This is a genomic window from Methylomonas sp. MS20 (assembly GCF_050275925.1).
GTDB lineage: Bacteria > Pseudomonadota > Gammaproteobacteria > Methylococcales > Methylomonadaceae > Methylomonas > Methylomonas koyamae_A.
On sequence record NZ_CP189962.1, the window covers coordinates 4,105,524 to 4,128,071 of the forward strand.

A 22,548-nucleotide genomic window follows, 5' to 3' on the forward strand; every position below is an offset into this window, starting at 1 on the left:
CATGGCTAATACCCTTACCAATTTAATTCCCGATTTGTTCGCCGCGCTGGATACCGTCAGCCGCGAGCAGATCGGTTTTATCCCCGCTGTGACGTTGGACGCGAGCGCGTCGCGCGCGGCACTGAATCAAACCGTACGCTCGGCGATTGCGCCGGCATCGACCGCAAGCGATATCACTCCCGGCGTGACTCCGCCGAATGACGGCGATCAAAGCGTCGGCAATGCGTCGATCACGATCACTAAGGCGCGGCGGGTGCCGGTACGCTGGAACGGCGAAGAGCAATTGGGCGTGAACAGCGGCCAGGGTTATCTGTCGATCCGCGCCAACCAATTCGCGCAAGCGATGCGGACCTTGTGTAACGAAGTCGAGGCCGATATCGCCGCGCTGTATAAAACCACCGCGCGCGCCTACGGCACCGCCGGCACCACGCCGTTTGCGACGGCCGGCGATTATTCCGACGCCGCTTTTGTGCGGCAAATCTTGGTGGATAACGGCGCGCCGATCAGCGATTTACAACTGGTGATCAATACCACCGCCGGCGCAACCTTTAGAGGCAAGCAGTCGCAAGCGCAAATGGCCGGCGACGTGTCGATGCAACGGCAAGGCGTGTTGTTGGATTTGCATGGGATGTCGGTCCGCGAGTCGGCGCAAGTCAAGAATCACACCAAGGGCACCGGCGCCAGCTATCAAAGCAACTTCGCCAGTGGTTACGCGATCGGCGCCACGGCTCTGGCGGTCGATACCGGCACGGGTACCGTCCTGGCCGGCGACATCTTGACGTTTACCGGCGACAGCAACAAATACGTCAACGCGACCGCGTTGAGCGGTGGCTCGTTGACGATCGGCGCGCCGGGCTTGCGAACCACGCTGGCGGATAATATCGCGATGACGGTCGGCAACAACTACGCGGCCAATATGGCCTTCGCCCGTTCCGCGATTGTGCTGGCAACCCGCGCCCCAGCGCTGCCCGAAGAAGGCGATATCGCGACCGACCGGATGACGATCACCGATCCGCGCAGCGGCCTGACGTTTGAAGTCGCGGTTTATCCGCAATACCGCCAAGTGCAGTACGAGATCAGCATCGCTTGGGGTGTAGCCAACGTCAAACCCGAACACTCCGCCATCTTGTTGGGGTAATGCCTGATGGCTAAAAAAACACCGGCGGCCGACGAAGCCGTGACCGAACAAACCGCCGTGAATAGGGAGCCAATGGCGGACAACCCGTCGGCGGCTCCCGCCTTGGCGGAAACCAAAACCCAACCGATAGCCACGGACGGCGCCCCCCCCGTGTCAATGGACGGCGAATTAATGGACGTTACCTCGGCGGAAAAGGACGTTGCGGATGAGCCGGCCGAGGTGTTGGAGGTTGATTCCGATGCGAGCGACAACGAAATCGATGCTCAATCTAAACGAGACGCCAATCCGGAAGTGGTAGCAGTGTTGCTGCCGATGCGCAGGGATGCGCCCCTTCACGAAACCGGCCCGACTACCGCCGACGTGCATTCGGACGAAGTGTCCGCTTGGCTCGCGGCGGGTTGGACTTTGGCCGATCCGGCCAAGAGCGATTAATTGTTATGCACGCGATTTCCGTCGATTTCGGCAACACGCCGTCGGTACTGGCCGCGCTGGCAGACGAAAGCAACGCGCAATTAGTCGTGAATGCCGCCGCCGAGCGGTACGTGCTGGATACGTTGGAATGGATCAGCGCCGGACATGCGTTTACCTCGCGCACAGGGAAACTGGAGCAATCGATTAATTGGCATCCGGCCGGCGACGGCGGCGCGGTGATTTATGCGAGCGCCGAGTATGCTGAGTATGTCGAGAAGGGTACCGGCACATTTGCCGGGCATGAGCCCTGGGTTATTTCGAGTAAATCGGACCGCAATGGTCAAAAAAATCCAGCCGGCGGCGGCTACGTGATTGTCAACCAAGTCAATCACCCCGGCAGCCGGCCGTTTCCTTACTTTTTCGCCGATTTGGACAACCGCCAGGCGCATATGCAGCAAGCCGGTTTATCCGTATTGGCTTCACGTTTAACGGGGCTTTGATGGGCGTTTATCTGGATTTAACCGACCTTAGCGATCCGTCGCTGACGTTTACCGCCGACCACGTCGCCGATGCGGACGTCTATGTGGATGCCGTGCTGGCCGAGCGTGGCATTTATCGATCCGACTTGACGCTGCCAAACGATTTGCTGACTCGGATTGCGATCTATTGGGCCAAGCGCTGCGCGGCGATTGAAGGTGCGATCGGCGACAACTCGCCGCTGATTGCCAAAGCGCGCGAGTACGAGAGCAACGCCAAGCAGCTGGTCGGCACGATCAGCAAAAAAGCGTTGGGGATTACCGATTCGGTTGGGTTTGGTGTAGTGACGTTGGGGAGGGGTTGATGAAGTTATTACCCGCAAATGAGCAGTCCAGCGAGTTGATTCGGGCAGGTGAATCGCTCACAGTGGTCGGCACGGTCATTATTGAGTTGGTGATTGGTGGTGTAAGACAGCCGGCAGTTTCGTTGGTATCCGAGAGTTACGGCCCTGTCGCTCGAGATACGACTGTCATCATTTCCGCGTTGGCCACGGCCGCGCAATACCTAGTTGGCGACGCCGAAGTGGCCGCAATTGTCCGGACGGGTCTGGACGTGCGCACGCAAACAAACGTCATTCTGGCCGCCGTAATTGGTGATTCGAATGCGACGGTTGGCACTTCTACAAGTCCAGATAATCAAGATATTTCGGTGCATACCGCAGCGTTCCCAGCGTCTGGTGCGACCAGTATCGGTATTACGCCGCATAAATTTATTTTGGATATGTTGATGCCCAACGTTCGATTAGTCGGGCATTACGGTGTATCGGGAGCGATGACCAGCGGAGGAACGTCGCCGATTGGGCTGCTTGACCGAGATATACAATCAGCCAGCATCACACGAAGGGCGATCAGCGATTTATTAGCCCAAAAATTGCACGTGATATTTTTGCGCTGTATGAGTATCAACAATTTGCAAAATTTGATTTCATCCAGCTATTGGCTGGATGTCGCTCAAGATACTTTTGAAGATCATGTCAAGATTGTGAGCTTGTTATCGAGCGCAGGCATTCCCATACTCGATCAAATGTACCCCGGCTACGGCGGCCCGTTGGGCGAAGAATACGCATCGTCATCAACGCCGTGGCGCAATGAAATTCGGGCCGCGATGCTCTGGTTAAGTCGGGAAATCCAAGGGTATTTCGCGAATTCCGATCAAGTGTTCGTGCTAAATCCTGACGGCATTACTCGCGACGCGAATACGGGGCGCTACTTATTCAATCGCTCCGGCGATCATCTGCATTTGAACATGATCGGGCAATATGAGAATGCCAAGCGCGCTGAAATGCCAAGGCTTGAGAAATTATTCGGCAAGTCGATGGGAGTTCGTTATCCAGGTGCGAACAAATTCACCAACCCGGTATTTGCAAACCTAGCGACTACTCCGAACTACGGGACTGAATTAGCGACTGGCATCACCATTGGCACAACCGGTTCCGGCGTGACGAGGGCCGGCGCCAAGCGGGAATATCGAGAAGGCAGGCCATACCAGGTATGCGAAGCGGTACTAAGCTCTACGGCGACAGGTGGCTTGACGTTCGATTTCGACATTCCGTTGTTGACGACCGCATTTAATGCGAATGATGTGTTCGGATTCGAATGGCCTTTCTTTTGGGAGCCATTAGACGCACAAGATTATTTGATTTCATCGTTTTCAGGCAAAGTCGATTTAACCAAAAGCGGTGCCGGTCGCTTTGTTCCGAACCGCGATCCGGGCGCAAATAATTACGGTTTATTGACGGGTAATGGAATTGCCGGCGTGCTCACGTTCAACCCCGTACAAATTACGGAAGCCAATACCGCTCTGAGCGTCAGCTTGGTGCGGCACACGGTAACGACAACAGGAACGGTTGGGCGGTGGAAATTCGGGGTTGGCACGCCAAGAATGGTTTCGTTATCCAGCGTGGGAGGTATTTATGTCTAAAGAACCGATGTATCTTGATCAAGCCGCCGAATTTTTAGCGAATTTTGTCGATAAAAGCATTTCGGTAAATTGTCGCGCGTGGACACGGATTAAATTTCCGGATGGGCGAGAAGTGTCTGACGGTCAGGTCATATCGGCTCCGGCTACGATTGTCGCCGATTGGCTGGCAGTGGGTGATGTGACAGTCGATCATTCCGATATCGACTGCGCGTTGTCATGTGGTCAAATACCGATTGTCTATTAGCGAACCCTTTCGCATTAACTCCTAGTTAACCTCTCTTTAAACTAGCTCGCAACATTCCAACGTAGGGGATTTTGTGAGCTTAGTCGCCCTGCTCGCCGCGCGCGAGAAACTACAAAACGATGCCGCGCTGACTGCGTTTTTTCAAACGCGGTATAACAAGCCGGCGCGTCACATTATCGGCTATAAGTCCCCGCAAAACATCAACGATTGCCCGGTCGTTTGTTATGTGCCGGTGCTGTATACCCGCGCCACGCAAGTCGGCGGCTGGCATCAAGAGCGGCCGAGCATTGTCGTTGGACTTCTGGAAGCCGGCCAAGACGGCGACGTATTCGACGGTCCCGCTCAGCTGGCCGAAGTGGAAAACCTGATTTTCGATTGCCTGGAGTCCGGCGCGCTGGGTGCGCGATCGGTGTATCTAGGCGAGGGCCGGTCGGTTGCTTCCAGCATCCGCCATCCAATTTACGAAGCCGAGCTGAAGATGCTGCTCGGCTGGCGCTAACAAGAGGAGCTCGCCATGCAAGACCAATACGCCGGCCAACCCGGCACATTTATAGTCGATCCGGAGGCCGGCATTCGCGTGCCGGCCGAGGATTGGGATATTTATCAGGCCGACAAGGCGGCTTATAACGCCGATCCGGACAAAGCACGGGCGGCGTTTGAGAAGCGGGCGGAGAAGGCGAAAACTAAAGTGGAGGTGAGCGATGCTCAGTAACCGCAAGCGCTATATTCAAGCAGCTCTAGAAACTACCTACGGCACCGACGCGGTGCCGACAGCGACGATTCAATGCGGCGACATCACGATTAAGCCGTTGGCCGGCAACGCCACCGAACGCAAGATCATCCGGCCGGAATTTGGCGGCTTCGGCTCGATCCGGACCGAGAACTACGTCACGCTATCGTTTTCGTGCGAATTCGCCGGCGCCGGCAGCGCTGGCAGTGCGCCGCCTTGGGGTGTGCTGTTGAAAGGCTGCAATTTTTCCGAGACGCTGACCGCGTCGGCGATTACCGGCACGGCCCAAGTCGGCGGCTCGACCACCAGCATCAAGCTAGCCAGCGGTGCCAGTGCGGAGGATGATTTTTATGTTGGCATGACCGTATCGATTACCGGCGGCACCGGCAACGGTCAAAAGGGCGAGATTATTGACTACAACGGCACGACCAAAGTAGCCACCGTTGCCGTGCCGTGGGCAGTGGCGCCGATCGGCGACAGCACTTACAGCATCGGCGCCAATGCGCTGTACATCCCGAATAGTTCGTTCGGCACCGCTGGCAATAGTTCCTTGTCTTTGTATTTTGGGGTCGACGGTGTGCGGCATATCTTGTTGGGTGCGCGCGGCACGGTGAAGCCAAGCGTGTCGGCGAAGAAGCTAACAGAAATGACGTTTGAGTTTACCGGCTTGTTAGGCACGATTGCCGACGTGTCCTCACCAACAACCGATTTTTCGGCGTGGCAAACGCCGCAAACCGTCTCTACGGCAAATACGACGGATATCAATATCCTGGGATTTACCGGCGCGGTGCTAGAGATGTTCGATGTCGATATCAGCAACACCGTCGTCTATCGGCAATTGGTTGGCGCGGAATCCGTGTTGATTACCGACCGTCGAACGAAGGGCTCTATCCAAATCGAAGCGACCACGATCGCGGCGAAGGACTGGTGGACGTTCGCGAAAAACGCTAGTTATGGCCCGATATGCATTAAGCACGGCCAGACGCCGGGTAATATCGTCGGCATTACCGGACCGCATGTGCAATTGGAGAATCCGGATTACGCGGAATCGGATGGTGTTGCAATGCTGAAAGCGGATTTGTCGTTTGTGCCGGTGGCCGGCAACGACGAAATTCGGATTTGTGCTAAGTAGGAGAGACGATGTTCAAACTCAATTTATCCGGCACTTTTCAATATCCGGTCGAGCTGCAAATCGTGGATGAGAAAGGAAAGCCGCAATTGCACAAACTTCGGCTCACATTTAAGCGCTTCAGCCGCGAACAGCTGATCGGTCTCGGCGAATTCGGCAAAGACGACACCCGCACCGGCGATGCGGTGATCGAAGCCGATCTCGATTACTTGCTGCAATTTGTCGATGGCTGGGCGGACGTGACCGACGAAGACGGCCAGCCGCTGGACTTCAGCCGAGATAACCTTCGGGCGCTGCTGAACGCGGTGCCCAACATCCATCACGTCATCCGCGACACGTTCTACGAGGCGATCAACGGCGGGAGCCGCAGAAAAAACTAATCGCCGCCGCCGAACACTGGGCGCGCGGCGGCAAGGGTGGCAAGGATCAACGGGCTAGCGATGCTGAGCTGCTGGGCATCAAGATCGACATCGAGCCGGACCCGGCCGAGGCGGAATTCAGCGTCGAGCCGGAGAATTGGCCGGCGCTGGAGGCTTTTCGGGCATGCGAGACGCAGTGGATCTACGGCAGCATGGGTGGCGTGATCGGCATGAATTATCCGGGGGTGCAGTCTCACCTGCATTTTAACGTCCCGCGCCGCGAACGGGCGGCGATTTTTCGTAGCATACAGATCATGGAGCGGGCGGCGCTGGCCGTGTTTAACGAGTCGAAATCATGAACAGCGGCGAAATCAAATTAGGCATTAAGCTGTCGATGGACGGCGGCAAAGTCGTCGCCGGCGACGTGCGCGTACTCAAATCGGAGATAGAATCGCTAGCCAAAACAGCGGATTCGTCCGCGACCCGGCAGGCGGCCAGTTACGCCAAGATCGATCGCTCACTCGCCAGCATCAACCAAACCCTGGCCGCCGGCAAATCACTGTTGGCCGGCTACTTTTCCGCCAGCGCCGCCGGCACGCTGGCGCGCGATATTCTCAACACCAATCGCTCGATGGAAATGTTGCGGGCGCAATTGACTGCGCTGACCGGATCGGCCGCCGAATCCGCCCGGACATTCAAGTTTATTTCCGATTTTGCGGTGAATACACCGTTTGAGATTGATGGGTTGACCAAGGCTTTCATCACGCTACAAAACATGGGGATCAACCCAACAAAGCAAGTCATGGAAGCGGTGACGAACCAAGCCGCTAAGCTTGGTGCATCGCAGGACACCCTTGAAGGTATTACTACTGCATTAGGGCAGGCGTACGCAAAGGGCAAACTGCAAGCCGAAGAAATGATGCAGTTGGCTGAACGCGGCGTGCCGGTTTACGATCTGTTGGCACAAGTCACTGGCAAAAACACCAGCGAATTATTCACCATGGCTCAAAACGGTGAATTGACTCGTGATGTGATCGATCAATTGATCAAGAAAATGGGCGAGCTGGCCAATGGTTCGAATGCGGCCGCCATGGATACGCTCAATGGCAAGATTTCAAATTTGTCCGATAACTGGCATCGCTTTGAAGATGCGTTGATGCAAGATAAAAGCGAGGGCATCGTTAAAAACATCGTGTCCGGATGGACCGAAATCATCGGCGGGTTCACTGAATATTTAGAGCGAGGCTCTGGACCTTTCGGCGCAATTGAAAAGTTAAATGACCAAATCGCAACACTCAAGTTGCGCCGCGACGATTTGCAAAAGCAATCGCCGCTTATGGCTGGCGGGTTGCTCAGGCAGAATCAATCGCAGTTATCGGAATTGATGGCCCAGCGCGATGCCGAATTGGCTAAATTGGCTCAAGCCCGAAATAAAGACGCGGCAACGAAAAGCGGTCAAGAATTCGTCAACGAATGGAGGAAAGTCAATCAACTGATTTCGGAAACTGAAGACTGGTATTCCGAAACGGTTGTCGCGGACGAAAAGAAAGCCCGAGACGCGCAACAAAAAACAGCCCAAGCTGCAAAAAGCAAAGCTGAGCAAACCGCAAAGGCATATAAGTCGGAACGAGAAGAAGTCGCCAAGTCCCTGGCCTCTATTCAACAAGAAACCTCGCTGATTGGTCTCTCCGACAAAGAGCGCGAGCGCGCAATTGAGCTGACCAATGCGCTAGCCAAAGCCAAAGGCGCCGAGCGGGCCGCGATCGAACAGGCGCTGGCGGTGAAGTGGCAAGAACTGGACGCGGATCAACGTCGCAACGAGATGTGGGCCGAGTCGGTCCAGCAGGCCAATGCCCTGGACGAACTACGCGACAGCGCCACCGAAGCCCAGCGCCTGGCGCAACTGGCCGAGCAGCTCAAATTGCAGGGCGCAACCAACGAGCAAATCGCTCGCCGTATCGATCTTGAAAAACAGTTGCAAAGCGCCCGGGCAGCAGCGCCCGACGCCGACCCGGCCACGGTGGCGGCCTATGTGCAAACCCGCACGGATGCCGAACTGCAATTGTCAAAATTGACCGATGTGAGCACTAAGCATTCGGCGGATTATTTTGAGACGGCCTATAAACGGTCGATTGAGAACGTGCAAGACGCGCTGGGCAAAATGTTCGAATCGGTTTTCGACGGTACCGCGACCGGCAGCTTTCAGGATTTCTTGACCAATATTGCCAGCTCAATCAATAAAGTCTTCGCCCAACAAATGGCGCTGAACTTTCAGCGGATGCTGTCGCAATCGTTTACCAGCGGCGCCGGAGCGGGTTCGAGTGGCGGCGTTGGTGGCTTATTTTCCAGCATGTTCGGTTCCAGCGGTTCAAGCGGCGGCGGGTTTGGCAGCTTCTTTTCCAGCATTTTCAGTTCCGGGCCATTCAGCCAAGGCAACGTTGATCCCTTCGGCGCTAACGAAAATGGCCGCATTGTGTCGCCGGTGCCTGGTTCGGCGTCTTACGGCAGCGGGCCGTGGGCGGTTTCCAGCGCCAACGGTGGCGGTATGGCGTATAGCATGCTGGGATCGTTATTGAGCATGCTGCCCGGCGGCAGTCAATTTCGAATGGCCGGCAGTCGCGGTCGTAACGCGCAACTTGAAACGCTGGTGGGTATCGAAAACCAAGTGTCGAATATGATCGGCAACTTTTTCCCATTCGCTAAATTGATTGCGCCCATTAAGAATATGGCGCTCAACTTGGGCGCGTCGTTATTCAGCGATAGAAAACCCTCGACGCTCGGCCACATGATCGGCCAAGCCGGCGGCCCGTTACAGGATATGCTGTTGACGTTCTTGATGGGTTCGAAGATTCCCGAGCCGACGCAATGGACCAAGGGCGCCTACTCCGGCGGTAAAATGTCGATCACCAAAAGCGGTCAGGAAGAAGGCGGCGATCCGCGTATTACCAATTCCGTGACGAGCGAATTTGGCAAGGTCGTTAAAAGCCTCGGCAGTTCGTTGCGGATGAACATCGGCGATTTTCGCTCGATGTTTTGGTCGCAATTAACTGAAAAGAACCAGCAACTGACGGCCGGTTATTTATCCGACAATGCCGGCACCTTCTTCCGCCAAACACCTTCCGGCGAGGATAATCTGGCCGGCCTGGCGAACAAAATGGCTTTATCGGTCGTCAAACGCAATATCGGCAATCAGGACGACCTGCACTACCGGACCGCAATTCGCGACAGCAAGCGGCTAAAGCAGTTGAACGAAGCCATTGCGGAGATCGACAACATCGGCATCACGCTGGGCGAGTACGGCCCGGTGCTGACGCAGCTGAAATCGTTGAACGCACAGTTCGACGACATGGCCAACTCGGCGGCGAAGTATCGGTTTTCCGAAACGCAAATCGAAGCCGCTCGGCAGCGCGCGATCGACGCCCTGAAAAACGACACGCTAACCAGCTACCGCAACCTGGCCGGCATGGGCGCGTCTTTGAACGCCCAGCTCGGCAGCCTTGCCGACACGTTGATCGAACTGGAAAGCAACGCCAAAACCCTGAAAATTGCCGAGGCCGATCTGCTGGGTTTGCGCGAAAAAGCCATCGCCAACGCCCGGGCGACCTACCTTGCGCCGCTGACCGATGCGACGGCGTCAATCGCGGATCAATTGAGTAGCTTAACCGGCGTATTGCCGACGCCGGAAGACACCGCGCCGCTATACGATCTGTTGGCCAAATCGACCGATCCGACCGAGCAGGCCAATTACATCGCGCGGATTCAGAAAGCGCTGACTCAGCGCTACAACGTCGAGATCGCAGCGATCAACAAAACTCAGACCGCCGTCTACTCGTTGCGTGACTTGATCGACGGCTTGAAGCTCGGCGATTTGAGTACGTTGACGCCGGAACAAAAGCTTGCTGAGGCAAAAGGCCAATATGGCACGACGTTGCTGAAAGCCCAAGGCGGCGATGCGACCGCTTTGTCTGCCTTGGCCGGCGACGCACAGGATTATTTGACCGCGGCCAAGAACTATTTCGCGAGTACGTCCGATTACGCGGCGATCTTCGGCAATGTCACGACCAATCTGGAAGCGCTCAGCGTCCAGTTTGGCGGCACCACCGATGCCAGCACCGCCGCCGAGCAAGCCACCGCCGCCGCGACCGCGTCGGCGAATTCGCTGGCCACGTCGCTGACCGCTCTGAAAACCGTAGTAGACGGCCTAGCTGCCACGCGCGGTGCCGCTTACGATCAGCAAGCCGCGACCACTTCGGCGGCGGTGACGGCGGCGCAAACCGGGCCGACGAAAAATCGCGTCGATACGCTGGAGAATCAAAAGCAAGCCAACATTGCTGGACTGTCGGCGGATGCGAGTAAAGCCGATAAAAGCGCCGTTACCCGGGCGAATCAATATATTGATGCGCAGATCAAAGCCTACAACTACGGCGGCGATACCGAGGCGGATAAAACGGTCAAATACCAGTCGCTGACTGATCAAATCGCGGCGGTCAACGCTCAGATCAAATCCACAAAAGATAAAACCGCCAAGGCCAACCTGGTCGCGCAGCGCGACGGTCTGACCGCGCAACGTAAAGCGCTTGGCGCGGTTAAATACAAATTCAAAGCCGATGGCGGCTGGACCCAAGGGCCAACGATCGTCGGCGAGAACGGTCCGGAGCTGATTAATTTCGCGCATCCGACCATGGTGACCAACAATCGCCAAACCCAGGCGGTCATCGGTGCCGGCAACGATGCGATGATTGCCGAATTACGCAAGCAAACCGAGGAGCTGCAAGCTTTAGTTCGGCTGCAACAAGCCGCGAATGCCGCGTTACTCGAACAGCTGCAAAAATCGAATAGTGCTTTGGCAGAAACCGCGCGTAAAGCGCGCTTGGAGAGCGCAGCGTGATTTACCTGGCGATCATCGAAGCCTACAATCTGACGACCTCGGCGGTCGAAACGTTGCGCTTTTGCACCGGCCCGGGCTATATCGACGAAGTGGCCGGCGACTACTACGAGCCGCGCATCGAGCAGCCGGCGTCGATGCGTCGCGATATCTTTCAAGACGGCCAGATCGGCGGCGCGGCGTCGGCCAGCTACGGCGAATTGACGTTGATTAACGCTGACGGCGAGCTCGACTATTTGACCGGCTACGCGTTCGACGGCCGGTCGCTGAATCTGAAAGTCGGCGAGCAAGGCGCGGCGTTCTCGTCGTTTACAACGATTATCTATGCGACGATCCAACAGGCCGCGTTCGAAGAATTACGCATTTCAATCCGGCTGCGCGATCGCATGGCCGAACTGGATAAACCGGTGCAGCCCAACCGCTACGGTGGCACCAACAGCCTGCCAGCCGGGGTTGACGGTACGTCTGAACTGAAAGACGCACCCAAGCCTAAGCTGTTCGGCCGTGTGGCCAATGTCACTCCGGTGCTGGTTAACAGCGCCAGGCTGATTTATCAAGTCAATGATGGCCAGATCGAGAATGTGGTTAACGTATTCGACAAGGGCACGTATTTGGCGCGCGGATCGGACTACAGCAATCAAGCGGACATGGAAGCGAACGCCCCAACGGCCGGATATTACCGGGTTTGGCAAGCCGGCGGCATGTTCCGCTTGGGTGGCTCGCCGGCAGGACTCGTCACGTGTACGGCGTGGGAGTCGTCGGCGATCGAAGACTGCACTGCTGCGCAGATCGCTTACGATCTGGTTATCGGCGCCGGCATCTCAAGTGGCGACACGTATAGCGCCGACCGCACCACGCTGGATGGCCAGAATGCCGGTAGCGTCGGGTTGTGGGTGACAGACGGTTTGACGGTTGCCGAGGCGCTGGATCGCGTGTCGGCATCGGTCGGCGCCTGGTGGGGTTTTGATCGGTTGAACCGCTTTCGGATGGCCCGTCTTGATGCGCCCAGCGGCACATCGGTCGCGACGCTGACTGAGATCGAAATCGTCTCGCTCGAACGTCAAGCGGCAACGGTCAACGGCACTGCGACGCCGGTTTGGCAAGTCACGCTGGGGCATGACCCAAACTGGACCGTGCAAACCTCGGACAGCCTGGCCGGCATTGTGCCAGACGATCGGCGGGCCTGGCTGGCCGCCGGCAGCCGCCAGGTTAAAGCGACCGATTCGGCGGTGAAAACGAAACATCCGCTGGCGCAAGAAGTGACGTATGAAACCTTGCTGGCCGGGGACAACTACGGTGATCCGGAGGCCTCTCGGCGGTTGTCTTTGTTGAAAGCGGAGCGGGTGATTTTGACGGCGAAAGTTCAGGTGGACGCCGATCTGTTGTATCTGCTCGATTTGGGCGTGGTTGTCACGGTGCAGTATCCGCGCTATGGTCTGGCCGCCGGTCAGCAATTTCGGATTATCGGCATCGAAACGGATTTCGCTCACGACCAGGTCATATTGAGTTTGTGGGGTTAACGTGGCGAACTTGATGTTGGGGTATGGCAATTTGATCGGCGGCGCGGCGCTGACCGGTGGCGCGTGGTCAACGTCGTTCCCGGCGGCGAACGTGAAGAATCGGCGGCTAGCGAAAGTGGCAAGGACAGTGGATGCCGCGACGGGCTCGACGACACTAACTATCGATTTTGGCGTAAATCGATCGATTCAATGTATTGGAGCCATCGCGACCAATCTGTCAGCGAGTGGCACTGTACGAGTACGGGCGGCGCATAATGGCGACGGTTACTTTTCAGCTCCGGATTACGATAGCGGAATTCTATCCGGAGGCGTTTATTCGCCGGATTTAATTCTCGGGTTATCGTCACCTGTGAATGCGCGGTATTGGGCCATCGATTTCGCTGATACTACTAATCCGGCCGGTTATATACAGATAGGCAGAATCTTCATCGGCCCTGCGCTGGCGCCGGCGGAGAACATGAGCTACGGAAACAACATCGGCTACCGCTCGCGCTCGGAAGTCGTGCAAACCCAAGGCGGCGCGATGATCGGCTTGCGTCGTTCTGGCCAGCGCCAGTTTCAGCTTAAGCTTGATTGGTTGAACGAGGCCGAGGCTATGGCTGCGCTGGAATTGCAACGCGTAGTTGACATCACCGACGAAGTTTTATTGATCCGCGATCGCGCGGATACCACGTACAACCAGCAACGGCACTTCCTTGGGCAATTGTCCGAGCTGTCGCCGATTGAGAACCCGTATGTGCAGGTTAACCAGGTCGGATTCAATGTGATTGAGGTGATTGCATAATGGCGCTATACCTCGACGCGACCGGACAACTGGTCATCGCGTCATCGTTGCCGGCCGGTGGTAGCGCAGTCTCCGGCGCGGCCTCCGGCAGCCTGGCAGATTTAGCGGCTTGGCTACGCGGCTTGGATGGCGCCGCCGCTTGGCATCCGGCGAGCTATTACGCCGGCGGCGGCGAAGACCCGAGCGCGGTCGCATGGTCCGATGTCACCGGTTCAGGAAAGCCGGCCGACAACGCCACCAAGAACACTATCTTTCGGCAAACCAGCGCGCCGACGTCGGGCATGACGACGAACGACATTTGGTTTGATACGTCGACGTTGAACCCGAAGGTCTATAGCTACAACGGTTCGGCGTGGGTGCTGGCTGGCGACATTACAGGCAATAACACAGCGGCCGCAATCAGCGGCCAAGGCGCGCTAGCAACGGTCAATCAGATCAATTCCGGCAATTTCTCGACATTGCTCGGCGGTGGCATCATCGACCGCGATCGTCTGATTCCCGGCAACATTGCTAAGCTGACTCGATACTTCACTGCGACCGCGTGGGCGCCTTCGGGTTCTACAATGAACGAATTGGAGATCAGTGGATTCACATGTGCAAACGCGTATCTACGTCAGATCACGCTAAAAATTTCGTTTTTGATTGAAACAACTACCGATGGCACGCGGTACTTCGGTATCGCTAATGATTTGATGTCGGACACGCTTCCCCTTGCTCAGCAAGTGGCGTATGACTCAACGATCGATATGGGTAGTCGGTTTATTTCCGGCACCGTGATGATCAGCGGCGGTATTCTGAAGCTTGGCACCGGTGGAATGAGCTTCAGTATTTATTTGTACTGGAAATACTCCGGATCGATCACTAAGCAGATGAGCAATATTCTGTTATACGTGGAGGAGATCACCGCATGACCTTGTTGGTTGTATTGTCCGACGGCCACATCATTGAAGCGTGGGACGGTGCTGATCAGAGTGCGCTGGCGGACAAGCTGACTGAGGGCCAAAGGCTAATCGACGCTGCAATTTCTAACGTCAGATCGATATCATCACTTTATGTTCCGCTCGAAGCCGAAGCGCCGATTGCTCGCCCGGCGATGGGTGTAGCGATCGATAAGACGACGATATCGGCTGACGGTATCGATGTTGCAACGCTGTCTAATATCCCAGCCGGGGCTACGATGGAAATCACAATTGGTGCATCGACGACGGCGCGTGTTTGCGGTGACTCTGAGAATGTATCAAGTGTTGTAAGCGGCGATATGACGATCACTATTTCGAGTTGGCCATCGCTTGATTTTGTTGCATCGATTTTGGCAGTTTAAACGGCGTTAAAACCGCGATAATTCGCGACAAATATCCCGCTAAATTACGACAAAAATCGCGCGAAGTTACAGGATTTTGCTGCCATTTGCTGTGACGTGTTATGGCGTAGTGTGACGTGAGTGTGACGCAGACATAAAAAAGGGCCTACATTTTCATGTAAGCCCTTGATTTATTTGGCTCCCCCGGACGGGCTCGAACCGCCGACCTAGTGATTAACAGTCGCTAAAGACTATGTTACCACGTACTTCTGTATGTTGCAGAACATTCCTAAATGCCCGATTATATTGAACTTTATAACATCATCCGTTCATGGTTGTTTCATTCTGTGACCTTATGTTGCGGAATTCAAGTGACCACAAAGTGACCACGAAATTATGCTTACTGACAAATCAATCAAAGGGCTCAAGGCAAAACCGTCGGCATATAGACTCTATGAAAAAGGGCCCGATAAAGGCTTTGGTGTCAAAGTGACGCCAGCCGGAAGCGTAACCTTTTTTATTCAATATGCAGGTCCAGATGGTAAACAAAAATTCGCAAGCCTAGGACGGTACCCATCGATTAGCCTATCTGAGGCAAGGGATAAGTGTCGTGAACTGAGACGGGAGATCGATCGCGGAATTGACCCACAATCCCGCATTGAGCTGAGACTTGGCAGCGTAGCCGATTTGTTTGACTACTACATCAAGCACATGGTTGATTCAGGAAAGCGAACTTTTGAAAAAGTTGAGGCAGATCTTCATTACAACTGTAAAGACATTTTGGACTTCCAAGCCAAAGACGTAACGCCAGCCCATATAAGAAAAATACTTCACACCATTATCTCGCGTGGCTCGAATGTTCAAGCTAATCGGATTCGATCATACTTAAGAAGAGCATTTGAATTAGGGGTTTATCATGATAACGACCCCAAAAACCTATCAAATGATTTCACCTTTCAAATACAAGCCAACCCTGTCGATGCAATTCCAAAAGATACCAGTGCGGAAGTTGCAGGAGAAAGAGCATTATCATTTTCCGAAATAAAAGTACTTTGGAACGAAACATGCCTTCTTGAGCAATTCCATCTGGCTACAAAACTATTACTGCTATATGGCTGTCGATCTTGGGAGCTCTGCGGCGCAATGAAACATGAGTTTGATTTTGACACTATGATTTGGAGCGCCCCGCCAGAGCGAGTGAAAAACGAACGCTGGCTGATATTGCCTATTACTCCGTTAGCTAAAAAGTTACTTGATAAATTATGGCCGTATTCTGGAAACTCTGATTATCTTTTTCCAAGTAGATATAACGAAGAAAAACCAATACACAAAACGTCTTTGGCTCACGCAATCACGCGAATAAGCAGTATCGATACTTTTACCCCAAGAGATTTAAGAAGAACAGTAAAGACTCGTATGGGAGAAATTGGCATTGAAAAAAGCATCAGAGATAGGATACAAAATCATGCTCTAAATGATGTAAGCTCAAAACATTATGATAGATATGATTATTTACAGGAAAAACGAAGCGCCTTACTAAAATGGGAAAACTACTTAATCGAGTTGAGCGGAGATAAAAACACATAGTGTTGATTTTTATTAGATCAATAAAAAATTAGCCCCTAGTTATTTGTTGGTTCAATTCAATCACAGAATTTTGTTCCTTTTTCCTGCCATACCGAAAACTCTAGAGGACGCAAGCCAAAACGGATAGCATTTCCCGCATGTAACGTTTTGAGTTCGTTTTGTACCAAATTAATAAATTTCTGCTTGTCTTCCTGAGACACGGAATTCGGAGTGCCAGCCAAAATTGCCGCTCCATCTGTTGCCAGTCCATCTCGGACAATAGCTCGTATGACTTCGGCCAGTTCATTTCGATATCGCAAACGAATGATGTCGGGCGGCACGAGCTGCTGCTGGACGGCAACGTATTGCTGGCATGAACGCTCGTAAGCCCAGATATAGACATCTCTCAATAGTTCTATTTGGTTCAGTTCATAAATGCCTAGGACCGCGTCCACATAAGCTTGTTGCGGCACGTCGATAAACGACAGTGGGCAAAGATTGTGTTGAATCAGCGGAATATTGGCCGCCAACCGTGAAACCCGTTTGTTAACGTCTTCGAAGGGTTGCAAGTAAGGCAAATGCACCATCAGGAAAAACGATTGTTCAAACGGATCGTTGATTTCAGCAGCCATGGTCATGACAATCCCAAACAACTCATCAATCCGTTGCGGCATCGCAATTGGCAAATAGACACTGCCGCCGATATCGACCGCCCGATTGCGCAGGCGACCACAACTCATCGGATCTGCCAACAAACCATCCGATAAAAAAGCATGTAAGGCAACGATGGTTTCGGCCGTAACGCCGGCATGCTCGGTATCGCGTACCAAATATTCAATGGCCGATTTGTGATTGAGGATCATCTGGGTTTCCATGACATCCTTGCCTTCAGCCGCCTGACCGAACTCAATCAAGCGTTCGGTATCCAGTCGACTGTAGGTATTGCCTTCCAAACGGGAAGAAGCCCAAGAAAGGTCGATGAGCAGGCGATTCAGAATGTCACGGGCAAACGTTCCTGCCGGGGTTTGCTCAGACGGCGACCTGCCCAGGGTATGTAATTGTTCGCGTAAACCAGCTGATAAGTAATAGGTGTGGTTTGGATAATACTTCCCCAGGAAATCCGGCTGATAGCTGACGGGAGACCGTTGAGTTCGTGGTTGACGAATAAAGAACTTGATCTCTTCGCCTTCTGGCGAAATGGGAATGTAAACTTCGTCAACGCCATGCCAGTTTGAGTCATCCACACCATTAGCTACGGCGATACCCGTGCCAAGCTTTACGACTTTATACTTCAGTGCTCGTCCATCGCCTTCGCTAACAATGCGACGCTCTGCCACCAATGTGGCCAATCGACGTTGTAAAGTGCGGCCCTTAATTTCGAAATCTAGCCATTGCGCAATGTCTTTCGCGCCAATACCTTCGGGATATTGAGCAATCAGCTTTTCGATTCTCTCCAGCTCTTCTGATGGGACTATTTTTGGCATGATTTGATTTTTGGTGTCGCGATTAGTTTTAATGCGCCACTTAATATGTCATTAAACCAAAAATCGCGCCATAAAAACTTCTTGGTTGCACGTTTAAACTTAATCCAACTTCAGCCCGCTCCAGTCATCACGCTCCGTACCGACCGCAAGATCAAGCAAGGCCAAATTCAGAGGACCAGCGAAAAACCGCAAAAAGAGCGGTTTTTCGAGCGTATAGATTTTTTGGCAACGTCGTAAACTCGCATCAAGACCATTACGGCGAGCTTGCGATGTGTAATATTCCTTCAAAAAATCTTAAGCTTCAGATTCCATTTCAAAACGTTATTAAGCATCTTCCGATTGGCATGATGGGCGGCTTTTGTATCATCAGCCAACCCATGGAATCAATGGCTGATGGAGCCATTCAAATAATCAGCAGCAACCAACAGTCTCCAGGTTCAAAATCCACATTACGGAACACGCTGTGGGACCAAGTGGCTCGGAGACATGGCATTGACCCCTACATTCTCTATGCCGTTGCGCTCACCGAATCGCGAAAAAACGATGACCAGAATAAAGTCATACCCTCGCCCTGGGCCATCAATAACGCTGGCAACACCTATATTCCTGGTAGCCAGCAGGAAGCCGAAGCATTGCTCAATCAATTGATGGATCAAGGTAAACGCAATATCGACGTTGGCATGATGCAAGTCAATCTTCGGTGGCATGGCCACCGTGTTGCGAAACCAGAGCAACTCTTGATACCAAGCACCAATCTCGAAATCGGTGCAAGTGTACTCTCCGAGGCCATCCAATCGGTGCCTGGCAATCTTGCACATGGCATAGGCCGATATTACAGTTGGAAAAATGAGCCGGCCGCCATCCAGTACGGACGGAAAGTTATTGCCCTGGCAAATCAAATTCGCGCAATTCTTTAGCCAATCGAGGATTGCAGAATGGATGAGAATCTCTACAAACTCAATCTCGACTACCTCATTGTCGCTCAATCCTTAATTTTTTCTGGCAGCGAACAGAAAGCCATGTTCTGCTTAGGTCTCACGACCGAAGCGGTGTCGTTGCTCCGAAAGATGCCACTCGCACAATTAAAAAGTTTGGCCAGAAGTGATTGCCTGACCTTTGTCCCTCGTTTCAATCCCCATAAATGGAGCAAATTTCTAACCGTCGAAAAAGATGAAGATCCTAATGCACTCGACGCACGAACCATCGACCTTCTGATGCTCTTGTCTGCCCACCCACCTGAGTCATGAGCAACCATTGCCCATTTGCTACTCGGCTTAAAGATCAGTATTGGGCTTATCAATTGCTGAAACGAAGATTACGCACAAAATTTGCCGGCCGGGTCATCAAAACCCTTCGACAGAAGGACTTATGTAATCTCTACTTTTCCCTACACGGAGAAAGTCCGGTCGCTGGCCTAGTCCCTAGCATCCTAGCAATGCCACAGTCACGTGAGTCGTTTCTTTACATGGCGCTATTTGCATCAATCTATCGAAGCGCTTGCTCAAGTTCTATCTCCGCCGAAATGGACCTAAACGCCCTAGTGTTTGCCTGGGATACATTTTGTGCCTTCTATCCAAGCCATATCCAAGAACGCCGACCGTTTGGCCGCATACGGCCAGCAAATTTCGATGAAGCCTGGATTATCACCGAAGCACTGAGAGACGGACTCGCAGAATTACCTTACTGTACGACCTGCCATACGCCGTATTTAGTTATTCATGGCTGCAAATATCAGCAGGTCTGTCAAATGTGCGTGCTAAACCAAATCCCTAAGACCAGAATGATTACCTAACAATTGCTCCTAAGTCGTAGCCGAATTGGGGTGACTTATTATCCGGGCCGATCAAGATCCAATGGGAAAACTTTACCTGATTACCCACGACTCTCAGCAACTTTTGACCATTCGGTTAGTCGAACCGAAGCCCCGACCTGACTGGAGATCGTGCCATGAAAAAGAAACCGATTCAATTTCAAAAAGGCTTCAGTTTGATGGCTTTCATGAAGCAGTACGGCACTGAAAGCCAGTGCACCGAAGCGTTATTTCAGGCCCGATGGCCATCCGGTTTTCAATGTCCAGACTGTGGCGGTCGCCGCTACAGTGTGGTTAAAACACGCAACTTGTATCAGTGCGCGTCCTGCCATCATCAAACCTCGTTGATCAGCGGCACGCTGTTTGCACAAACCAAATTACCGCTGACAGTTTGGTTTCTGGCGATCCATCTGCTGACTCAAGCCAAAAACAGCTTGTCGGCCTTGGCCTTGAAGCGGCAAATCGGCGTGTCTTATAACACCGCCTGGAGCCTCAAGCACAAGATCATGCAGGCGATGAAAGAGCGCGATGATCGCAAACCGCTAACCGGTATTATTCAACTGGATGACGTCTACTGGGGCGGCGAGCATCGGGGCGGAAAACGCGGTCGAGGCTCGGAAAACAAGACACCCTTTGTCGCGGCAGTGGCGCTGAACGAAGAGCACCATCCCATCGCAATGAACTTGAATGTCGTCAAAGGTTTCCGAACTGCCGAAATTAAACGTTGGGCCGGGAAACATCTTGAGCCGGGCAGCCTGGTGTATTCCGATGGCCTGGCTTGCTTTTCCGCTGTGCTCGATCACGGTTGTCATCATTACGCCATCGTCACCGGTGGTGGCCCCGACAGCGTGACCAAAGAAGAATTCGCCTGGGTCAACACCATGATCAGCAACGTGAAGCGCTCAATCAACGGTACTTACCACGCCATCAGTCCCAACCATTTACCGCGTTATTTGGCAGAGTTTTGTTATCGCTTTAATCGCCGATTCGATCTGAAAACCATCATGCCCCGGCTTCTCATCGCTGCGGCGAACACGCCACCCATGCCAGGGCGATTGCTCAAATTGGCTGAGGCTTATGGGTAATCAGGAAACTTTATGCCCTCATTTCAATTCAAAGGAATATAATCCACCCATTCAATCTTCCTATGTAATCCGACTATGAAAACGGTCAATGTCAGTGGTCTAAAGAACAACCCCAACGAAGCGTTGCGCATGGCTCATGAGGATATGGTCCTGGTCATGAATAGAAACGAACCGGATGCCGTGATGGTCGGCCTAAAATCCTCCAAAATCATCGGCATGCCTGGTGTTCGCAAGGCCTTGGCGACAGCCTTGTTCAAGGACGGAAATTTATCCCTCGCTCGCTCCGCCAAACTGGCCGATATGCCGTTGGCCAGCTTTATTGCGCACGTCTCGCGCCTGGGTATTTCCGTCATCGATCAAACGGCTGATGAAGTCGAGGATGATTTGGACACTCTGGACCAGTGGCTCAACAAAGCCTGATCGCTGATGCCTAAAAAAGTGATTGTCGATGCCAGTCCATTGATCGGACTGGCGTTGGTGGAGGGTTTAATCTGGCTGCCCCAGTTATTTGGCGAAGTTTTCGTACCTGAATCGGTGAAACAGGAAGTGTTACCCGGCAAATCGGCGCCGGGTGAACAAGCGCTGTTCCATGCATTCGATTCAGGTTGGTTAACGGTATGGCATGAATCCATCACACCACGTTTGGATATCGACCTGGACGTTGGTGAAACGGATTGCATCAACATCGCGCTATCGTCACCCGAAAACTATTTGCTGATCATGGACGAACGTGCCGGCCGGGCTGTGGCCAAAGAATATCAACTGCAGGTCGTCGGTACGGCCGCAGTCATTGGCCTAGCCAAGAAACAAGGTTTGATTGAGTCGGCTCGAGCCGCTTTTGAGATTTTGCATCGATCAGATTTTCGTATTTCGGCTACCGTGATCAACAAAATTCTGGCAAGTGTCGGCGAGTAAACCGTTGGATATGCAGGCAATCTTTCTTTGCCTTGTTGAAATAGTTTTGATTTAAAAAACCGACTTGGAGCGTTAGTTCATTCGCGATAGGATTACCAAAACGTTTAAGCATGGAGAAGCCAATGTCTTCACAGTCATCACTCTCAGATCGGTTCAAAAGACCCAGCCCGTCAGTCAAAACCCAATCAAATCACTCGATGTTTAATGCCCATCATGCAACGGTGGATTGCCCCGAATGCCATCGAATCATGGTGCCGCGCGTCATTACCTATTACGGACAACCAACAAAATCGATTTGTCCATTTTGCGGCGCAACGTTTGCGCGTTTTCCGAGTGGATTACAGAAGTTTTTGCAGCGTTTTCACACCCGCACATTAACTACAAAGCACTTTAATTTTTTTAGCTTGGCAGCTGGATTATTTGGATTAACATTCATGGGCAGTTCAAAAGACATGCTGCCTGAAACACTTTCTACATTTGCCCTTTTTGGTTTCGTTACTTTTACTGCTCTAGCATTATCAGAATTAGTTTTTCAGTGTATTGAACAATTGGCAAATCGTCTTTCCCATGAAAGTAATTACTATTGGGCTACCTTAGTATTTGTAGCCTGGGTACTGGGGAGTATTAACAATGAACTTACCGTACCAATTATCATGCTCTCATTTGCCCTGATTCTGCGAGGGCTTATTGTTGGTTTTGGACAAATTCTTCGCAACAAATAATTCATGGTT

General features: G+C 53.1%; 24 protein-coding genes. 23 read left to right on the forward strand and 1 reads right to left on the reverse strand.

Annotation, left to right across the window (positions count from 1 at the left end; translation table 11 throughout):
* Position 1 precedes the first annotated feature (1 nt).
* The 17 genes from ACQE3D_RS18425 to ACQE3D_RS18505 all read left to right on the forward strand — a co-directional run bounded on the left by ACQE3D_RS18425 (position 2) and on the right by ACQE3D_RS18505 (position 16,544).
* Positions 2-1,138, forward strand: a complete 1,137-nt coding sequence (locus tag ACQE3D_RS18425; RefSeq protein WP_427500799.1) for a P22 phage major capsid protein family protein — start codon at positions 2-4, stop codon at positions 1,136-1,138.
* A 6-nt stretch (positions 1,139-1,144) separates the two neighbouring features.
* Positions 1,145-1,570 carry a hypothetical protein gene (locus ACQE3D_RS18430; protein WP_427550923.1) on the forward strand — a complete coding sequence of 142 codons (426 nt, stop codon included), beginning with the start codon at positions 1,145-1,147 and terminating at the stop codon, positions 1,568-1,570.
* A gap of 5 nt (positions 1,571-1,575) precedes the next feature.
* A complete protein-coding gene (locus ACQE3D_RS18435; RefSeq protein ID WP_427551157.1) occupies positions 1,576-2,049 on the forward strand; it encodes a hypothetical protein in 474 nt (157 codons plus the stop codon).
* The gene (locus ACQE3D_RS18440) at positions 2,049-2,390 is read left to right on the forward strand and encodes a hypothetical protein (RefSeq protein ID WP_427550925.1); all 342 of its coding nucleotides are present in this window, start codon (positions 2,049-2,051) and stop codon (positions 2,388-2,390) included. Before ACQE3D_RS18435 ends, ACQE3D_RS18440 begins: the two co-directional genes overlap by 1 nt.
* Entirely contained in the window at positions 2,390-4,006 is a 1,617-nt protein-coding gene (locus ACQE3D_RS18445; RefSeq protein ID WP_427500803.1) for a hypothetical protein, read from the forward strand. Before ACQE3D_RS18440 ends, ACQE3D_RS18445 begins: the two co-directional genes overlap by 1 nt.
* Positions 3,999-4,250, forward strand: coding sequence for a hypothetical protein (locus tag ACQE3D_RS18450; protein WP_427500804.1), 252 nt, complete (start codon positions 3,999-4,001; stop codon positions 4,248-4,250). Before ACQE3D_RS18445 ends, ACQE3D_RS18450 begins: the two co-directional genes overlap by 8 nt.
* 73 nt (positions 4,251-4,323) lie before the next feature.
* Positions 4,324-4,749, forward strand: a complete 426-nt coding sequence (locus ACQE3D_RS18455) for a hypothetical protein (protein WP_427500805.1) — start codon at positions 4,324-4,326, stop codon at positions 4,747-4,749.
* Positions 4,750-4,764: 15 nt separating this feature from the next.
* Complete coding sequence (locus tag ACQE3D_RS18460) at positions 4,765-4,962, forward strand: hypothetical protein (protein WP_427500806.1); 198 nt, start codon at positions 4,765-4,767, stop codon at positions 4,960-4,962.
* Positions 4,952-6,112 (forward strand): hypothetical protein, encoded by a 1,161-nt coding sequence (locus tag ACQE3D_RS18465; RefSeq protein ID WP_427500807.1) that lies wholly within the window; start codon positions 4,952-4,954, stop codon positions 6,110-6,112. The genes ACQE3D_RS18460 and ACQE3D_RS18465 overlap by 11 nt, the downstream gene beginning before the upstream one ends.
* Positions 6,113-6,120: 8 nt before the next feature.
* Positions 6,121-6,489, forward strand: coding sequence for a phage tail assembly chaperone (locus ACQE3D_RS18470; protein WP_427500808.1), 369 nt, complete (start codon positions 6,121-6,123; stop codon positions 6,487-6,489).
* An 89-nt stretch (positions 6,490-6,578) separates the two neighbouring features.
* A complete protein-coding gene (locus tag ACQE3D_RS18475) occupies positions 6,579-6,827 on the forward strand; it encodes a DUF1799 domain-containing protein (protein WP_427501655.1) in 249 nt (82 codons plus the stop codon).
* Positions 6,824-11,356 (forward strand): tape measure protein, encoded by a 4,533-nt coding sequence (locus ACQE3D_RS18480; protein ID WP_427551158.1) that lies wholly within the window; start codon positions 6,824-6,826, stop codon positions 11,354-11,356. Before ACQE3D_RS18475 ends, ACQE3D_RS18480 begins: the two co-directional genes overlap by 4 nt.
* Positions 11,353-12,873, forward strand: coding sequence for a hypothetical protein (locus ACQE3D_RS18485; RefSeq protein ID WP_427551159.1), 1,521 nt, complete (start codon positions 11,353-11,355; stop codon positions 12,871-12,873). The genes ACQE3D_RS18480 and ACQE3D_RS18485 overlap by 4 nt, the downstream gene beginning before the upstream one ends.
* Position 12,874: 1 nt before the next feature.
* Complete coding sequence (locus tag ACQE3D_RS18490) at positions 12,875-13,657, forward strand: hypothetical protein (protein WP_427551160.1); 783 nt, start codon at positions 12,875-12,877, stop codon at positions 13,655-13,657.
* A 47-nt stretch (positions 13,658-13,704) separates the two neighbouring features.
* Positions 13,705-14,568 carry a hypothetical protein gene (locus tag ACQE3D_RS18495; protein WP_427551162.1) on the forward strand — a complete coding sequence of 288 codons (864 nt, stop codon included), beginning with the start codon at positions 13,705-13,707 and terminating at the stop codon, positions 14,566-14,568.
* On the forward strand, positions 14,565-14,978 hold the full coding sequence (locus ACQE3D_RS18500) for a hypothetical protein (protein WP_427551164.1): 414 nt from the start codon (positions 14,565-14,567) through the stop codon (positions 14,976-14,978). The genes ACQE3D_RS18495 and ACQE3D_RS18500 overlap by 4 nt, the downstream gene beginning before the upstream one ends.
* A gap of 375 nt (positions 14,979-15,353) precedes the next feature.
* Positions 15,354-16,544, forward strand: a complete 1,191-nt coding sequence (locus ACQE3D_RS18505) for a tyrosine-type recombinase/integrase (RefSeq protein ID WP_255187110.1) — start codon at positions 15,354-15,356, stop codon at positions 16,542-16,544.
* Positions 16,545-16,600: 56 nt separating this feature from the next.
* Here ACQE3D_RS18505 and ACQE3D_RS18510 read toward each other — a convergent pair whose 3' ends face one another.
* Complete coding sequence (locus ACQE3D_RS18510) at positions 16,601-18,007, reverse strand: Fic family protein (protein WP_313729561.1); 1,407 nt, start codon at positions 18,005-18,007, stop codon at positions 16,601-16,603.
* Positions 18,008-18,276: 269 nt separating this feature from the next.
* Between ACQE3D_RS18510 and ACQE3D_RS18515 the strand changes: the two genes are divergently transcribed.
* The 6 genes from ACQE3D_RS18515 (at position 18,277) to ACQE3D_RS18540 (ending at position 22,539) form a co-directional block, all read left to right on the forward strand.
* Positions 18,277-18,924 (forward strand): transglycosylase SLT domain-containing protein, encoded by a 648-nt coding sequence (locus ACQE3D_RS18515; protein WP_313729560.1) that lies wholly within the window; start codon positions 18,277-18,279, stop codon positions 18,922-18,924.
* An 18-nt stretch (positions 18,925-18,942) separates the two neighbouring features.
* Positions 18,943-19,254: a flagellar transcriptional regulator FlhD gene (locus ACQE3D_RS18520; protein ID WP_036276368.1), complete on the forward strand. Its 312-nt coding sequence runs from the start codon at positions 18,943-18,945 to the stop codon at positions 19,252-19,254.
* Positions 19,255-19,954: 700 nt separating this feature from the next.
* A complete protein-coding gene (locus ACQE3D_RS18525; RefSeq protein ID WP_313729558.1) occupies positions 19,955-20,902 on the forward strand; it encodes an IS1595 family transposase in 948 nt (315 codons plus the stop codon).
* A 75-nt stretch (positions 20,903-20,977) separates the two neighbouring features.
* Entirely contained in the window at positions 20,978-21,322 is a 345-nt protein-coding gene (locus ACQE3D_RS18530; RefSeq protein WP_313729557.1) for a UPF0175 family protein, read from the forward strand.
* A gap of 18 nt (positions 21,323-21,340) precedes the next feature.
* Positions 21,341-21,817, forward strand: coding sequence for a DUF3368 domain-containing protein (locus ACQE3D_RS18535; protein WP_427551168.1), 477 nt, complete (start codon positions 21,341-21,343; stop codon positions 21,815-21,817).
* Between the two features lie 122 nt (positions 21,818-21,939).
* Positions 21,940-22,539, forward strand: coding sequence for a hypothetical protein (locus ACQE3D_RS18540; RefSeq protein WP_313729555.1), 600 nt, complete (start codon positions 21,940-21,942; stop codon positions 22,537-22,539).
* Positions 22,540-22,548: the final 9 nt, after the last annotated feature.

Coding starts and splice junctions, on each gene's coding strand:
- ACQE3D_RS18435 (WP_427551157.1), top strand. CDS start 1,576: ATGCACGCGATTTCCGTCGATTTCGGCAACACGCCGTCGGTACTGGCC.
- ACQE3D_RS18530 (WP_313729557.1), top strand. CDS start 20,978: ATGAAAACGGTCAATGTCAGTGGTCTAAAGAACAACCCCAACGAAGCG.
- ACQE3D_RS18445 (WP_427500803.1), top strand. CDS start 2,390: ATGAAGTTATTACCCGCAAATGAGCAGTCCAGCGAGTTGATTCGGGCA.
- ACQE3D_RS18500 (WP_427551164.1), top strand. CDS start 14,565: ATGACCTTGTTGGTTGTATTGTCCGACGGCCACATCATTGAAGCGTGG.
- ACQE3D_RS18450 (WP_427500804.1), top strand. CDS start 3,999: ATGTCTAAAGAACCGATGTATCTTGATCAAGCCGCCGAATTTTTAGCG.
- ACQE3D_RS18440 (WP_427550925.1), top strand. CDS start 2,049: ATGGGCGTTTATCTGGATTTAACCGACCTTAGCGATCCGTCGCTGACG.
- ACQE3D_RS18515 (WP_313729560.1), top strand. CDS start 18,277: ATGTGTAATATTCCTTCAAAAAATCTTAAGCTTCAGATTCCATTTCAA.
- ACQE3D_RS18430 (WP_427550923.1), top strand. CDS start 1,145: ATGGCTAAAAAAACACCGGCGGCCGACGAAGCCGTGACCGAACAAACC.
- ACQE3D_RS18465 (WP_427500807.1), top strand. CDS start 4,952: ATGCTCAGTAACCGCAAGCGCTATATTCAAGCAGCTCTAGAAACTACC.
- ACQE3D_RS18425 (WP_427500799.1), top strand. CDS start 2: ATGGCTAATACCCTTACCAATTTAATTCCCGATTTGTTCGCCGCGCTG.
- ACQE3D_RS18525 (WP_313729558.1), top strand. CDS start 19,955: ATGAAAAAGAAACCGATTCAATTTCAAAAAGGCTTCAGTTTGATGGCT.
- ACQE3D_RS18470 (WP_427500808.1), top strand. CDS start 6,121: ATGTTCAAACTCAATTTATCCGGCACTTTTCAATATCCGGTCGAGCTG.
- ACQE3D_RS18480 (WP_427551158.1), top strand. CDS start 6,824: ATGAACAGCGGCGAAATCAAATTAGGCATTAAGCTGTCGATGGACGGC.
- ACQE3D_RS18540 (WP_313729555.1), top strand. CDS start 21,940: ATGTCTTCACAGTCATCACTCTCAGATCGGTTCAAAAGACCCAGCCCG.
- ACQE3D_RS18460 (WP_427500806.1), top strand. CDS start 4,765: ATGCAAGACCAATACGCCGGCCAACCCGGCACATTTATAGTCGATCCG.
- ACQE3D_RS18520 (WP_036276368.1), top strand. CDS start 18,943: ATGGATGAGAATCTCTACAAACTCAATCTCGACTACCTCATTGTCGCT.
- ACQE3D_RS18510 (WP_313729561.1), bottom strand. CDS start 18,007: ATGCCAAAAATAGTCCCATCAGAAGAGCTGGAGAGAATCGAAAAGCTG.
- ACQE3D_RS18505 (WP_255187110.1), top strand. CDS start 15,354: ATGCTTACTGACAAATCAATCAAAGGGCTCAAGGCAAAACCGTCGGCA.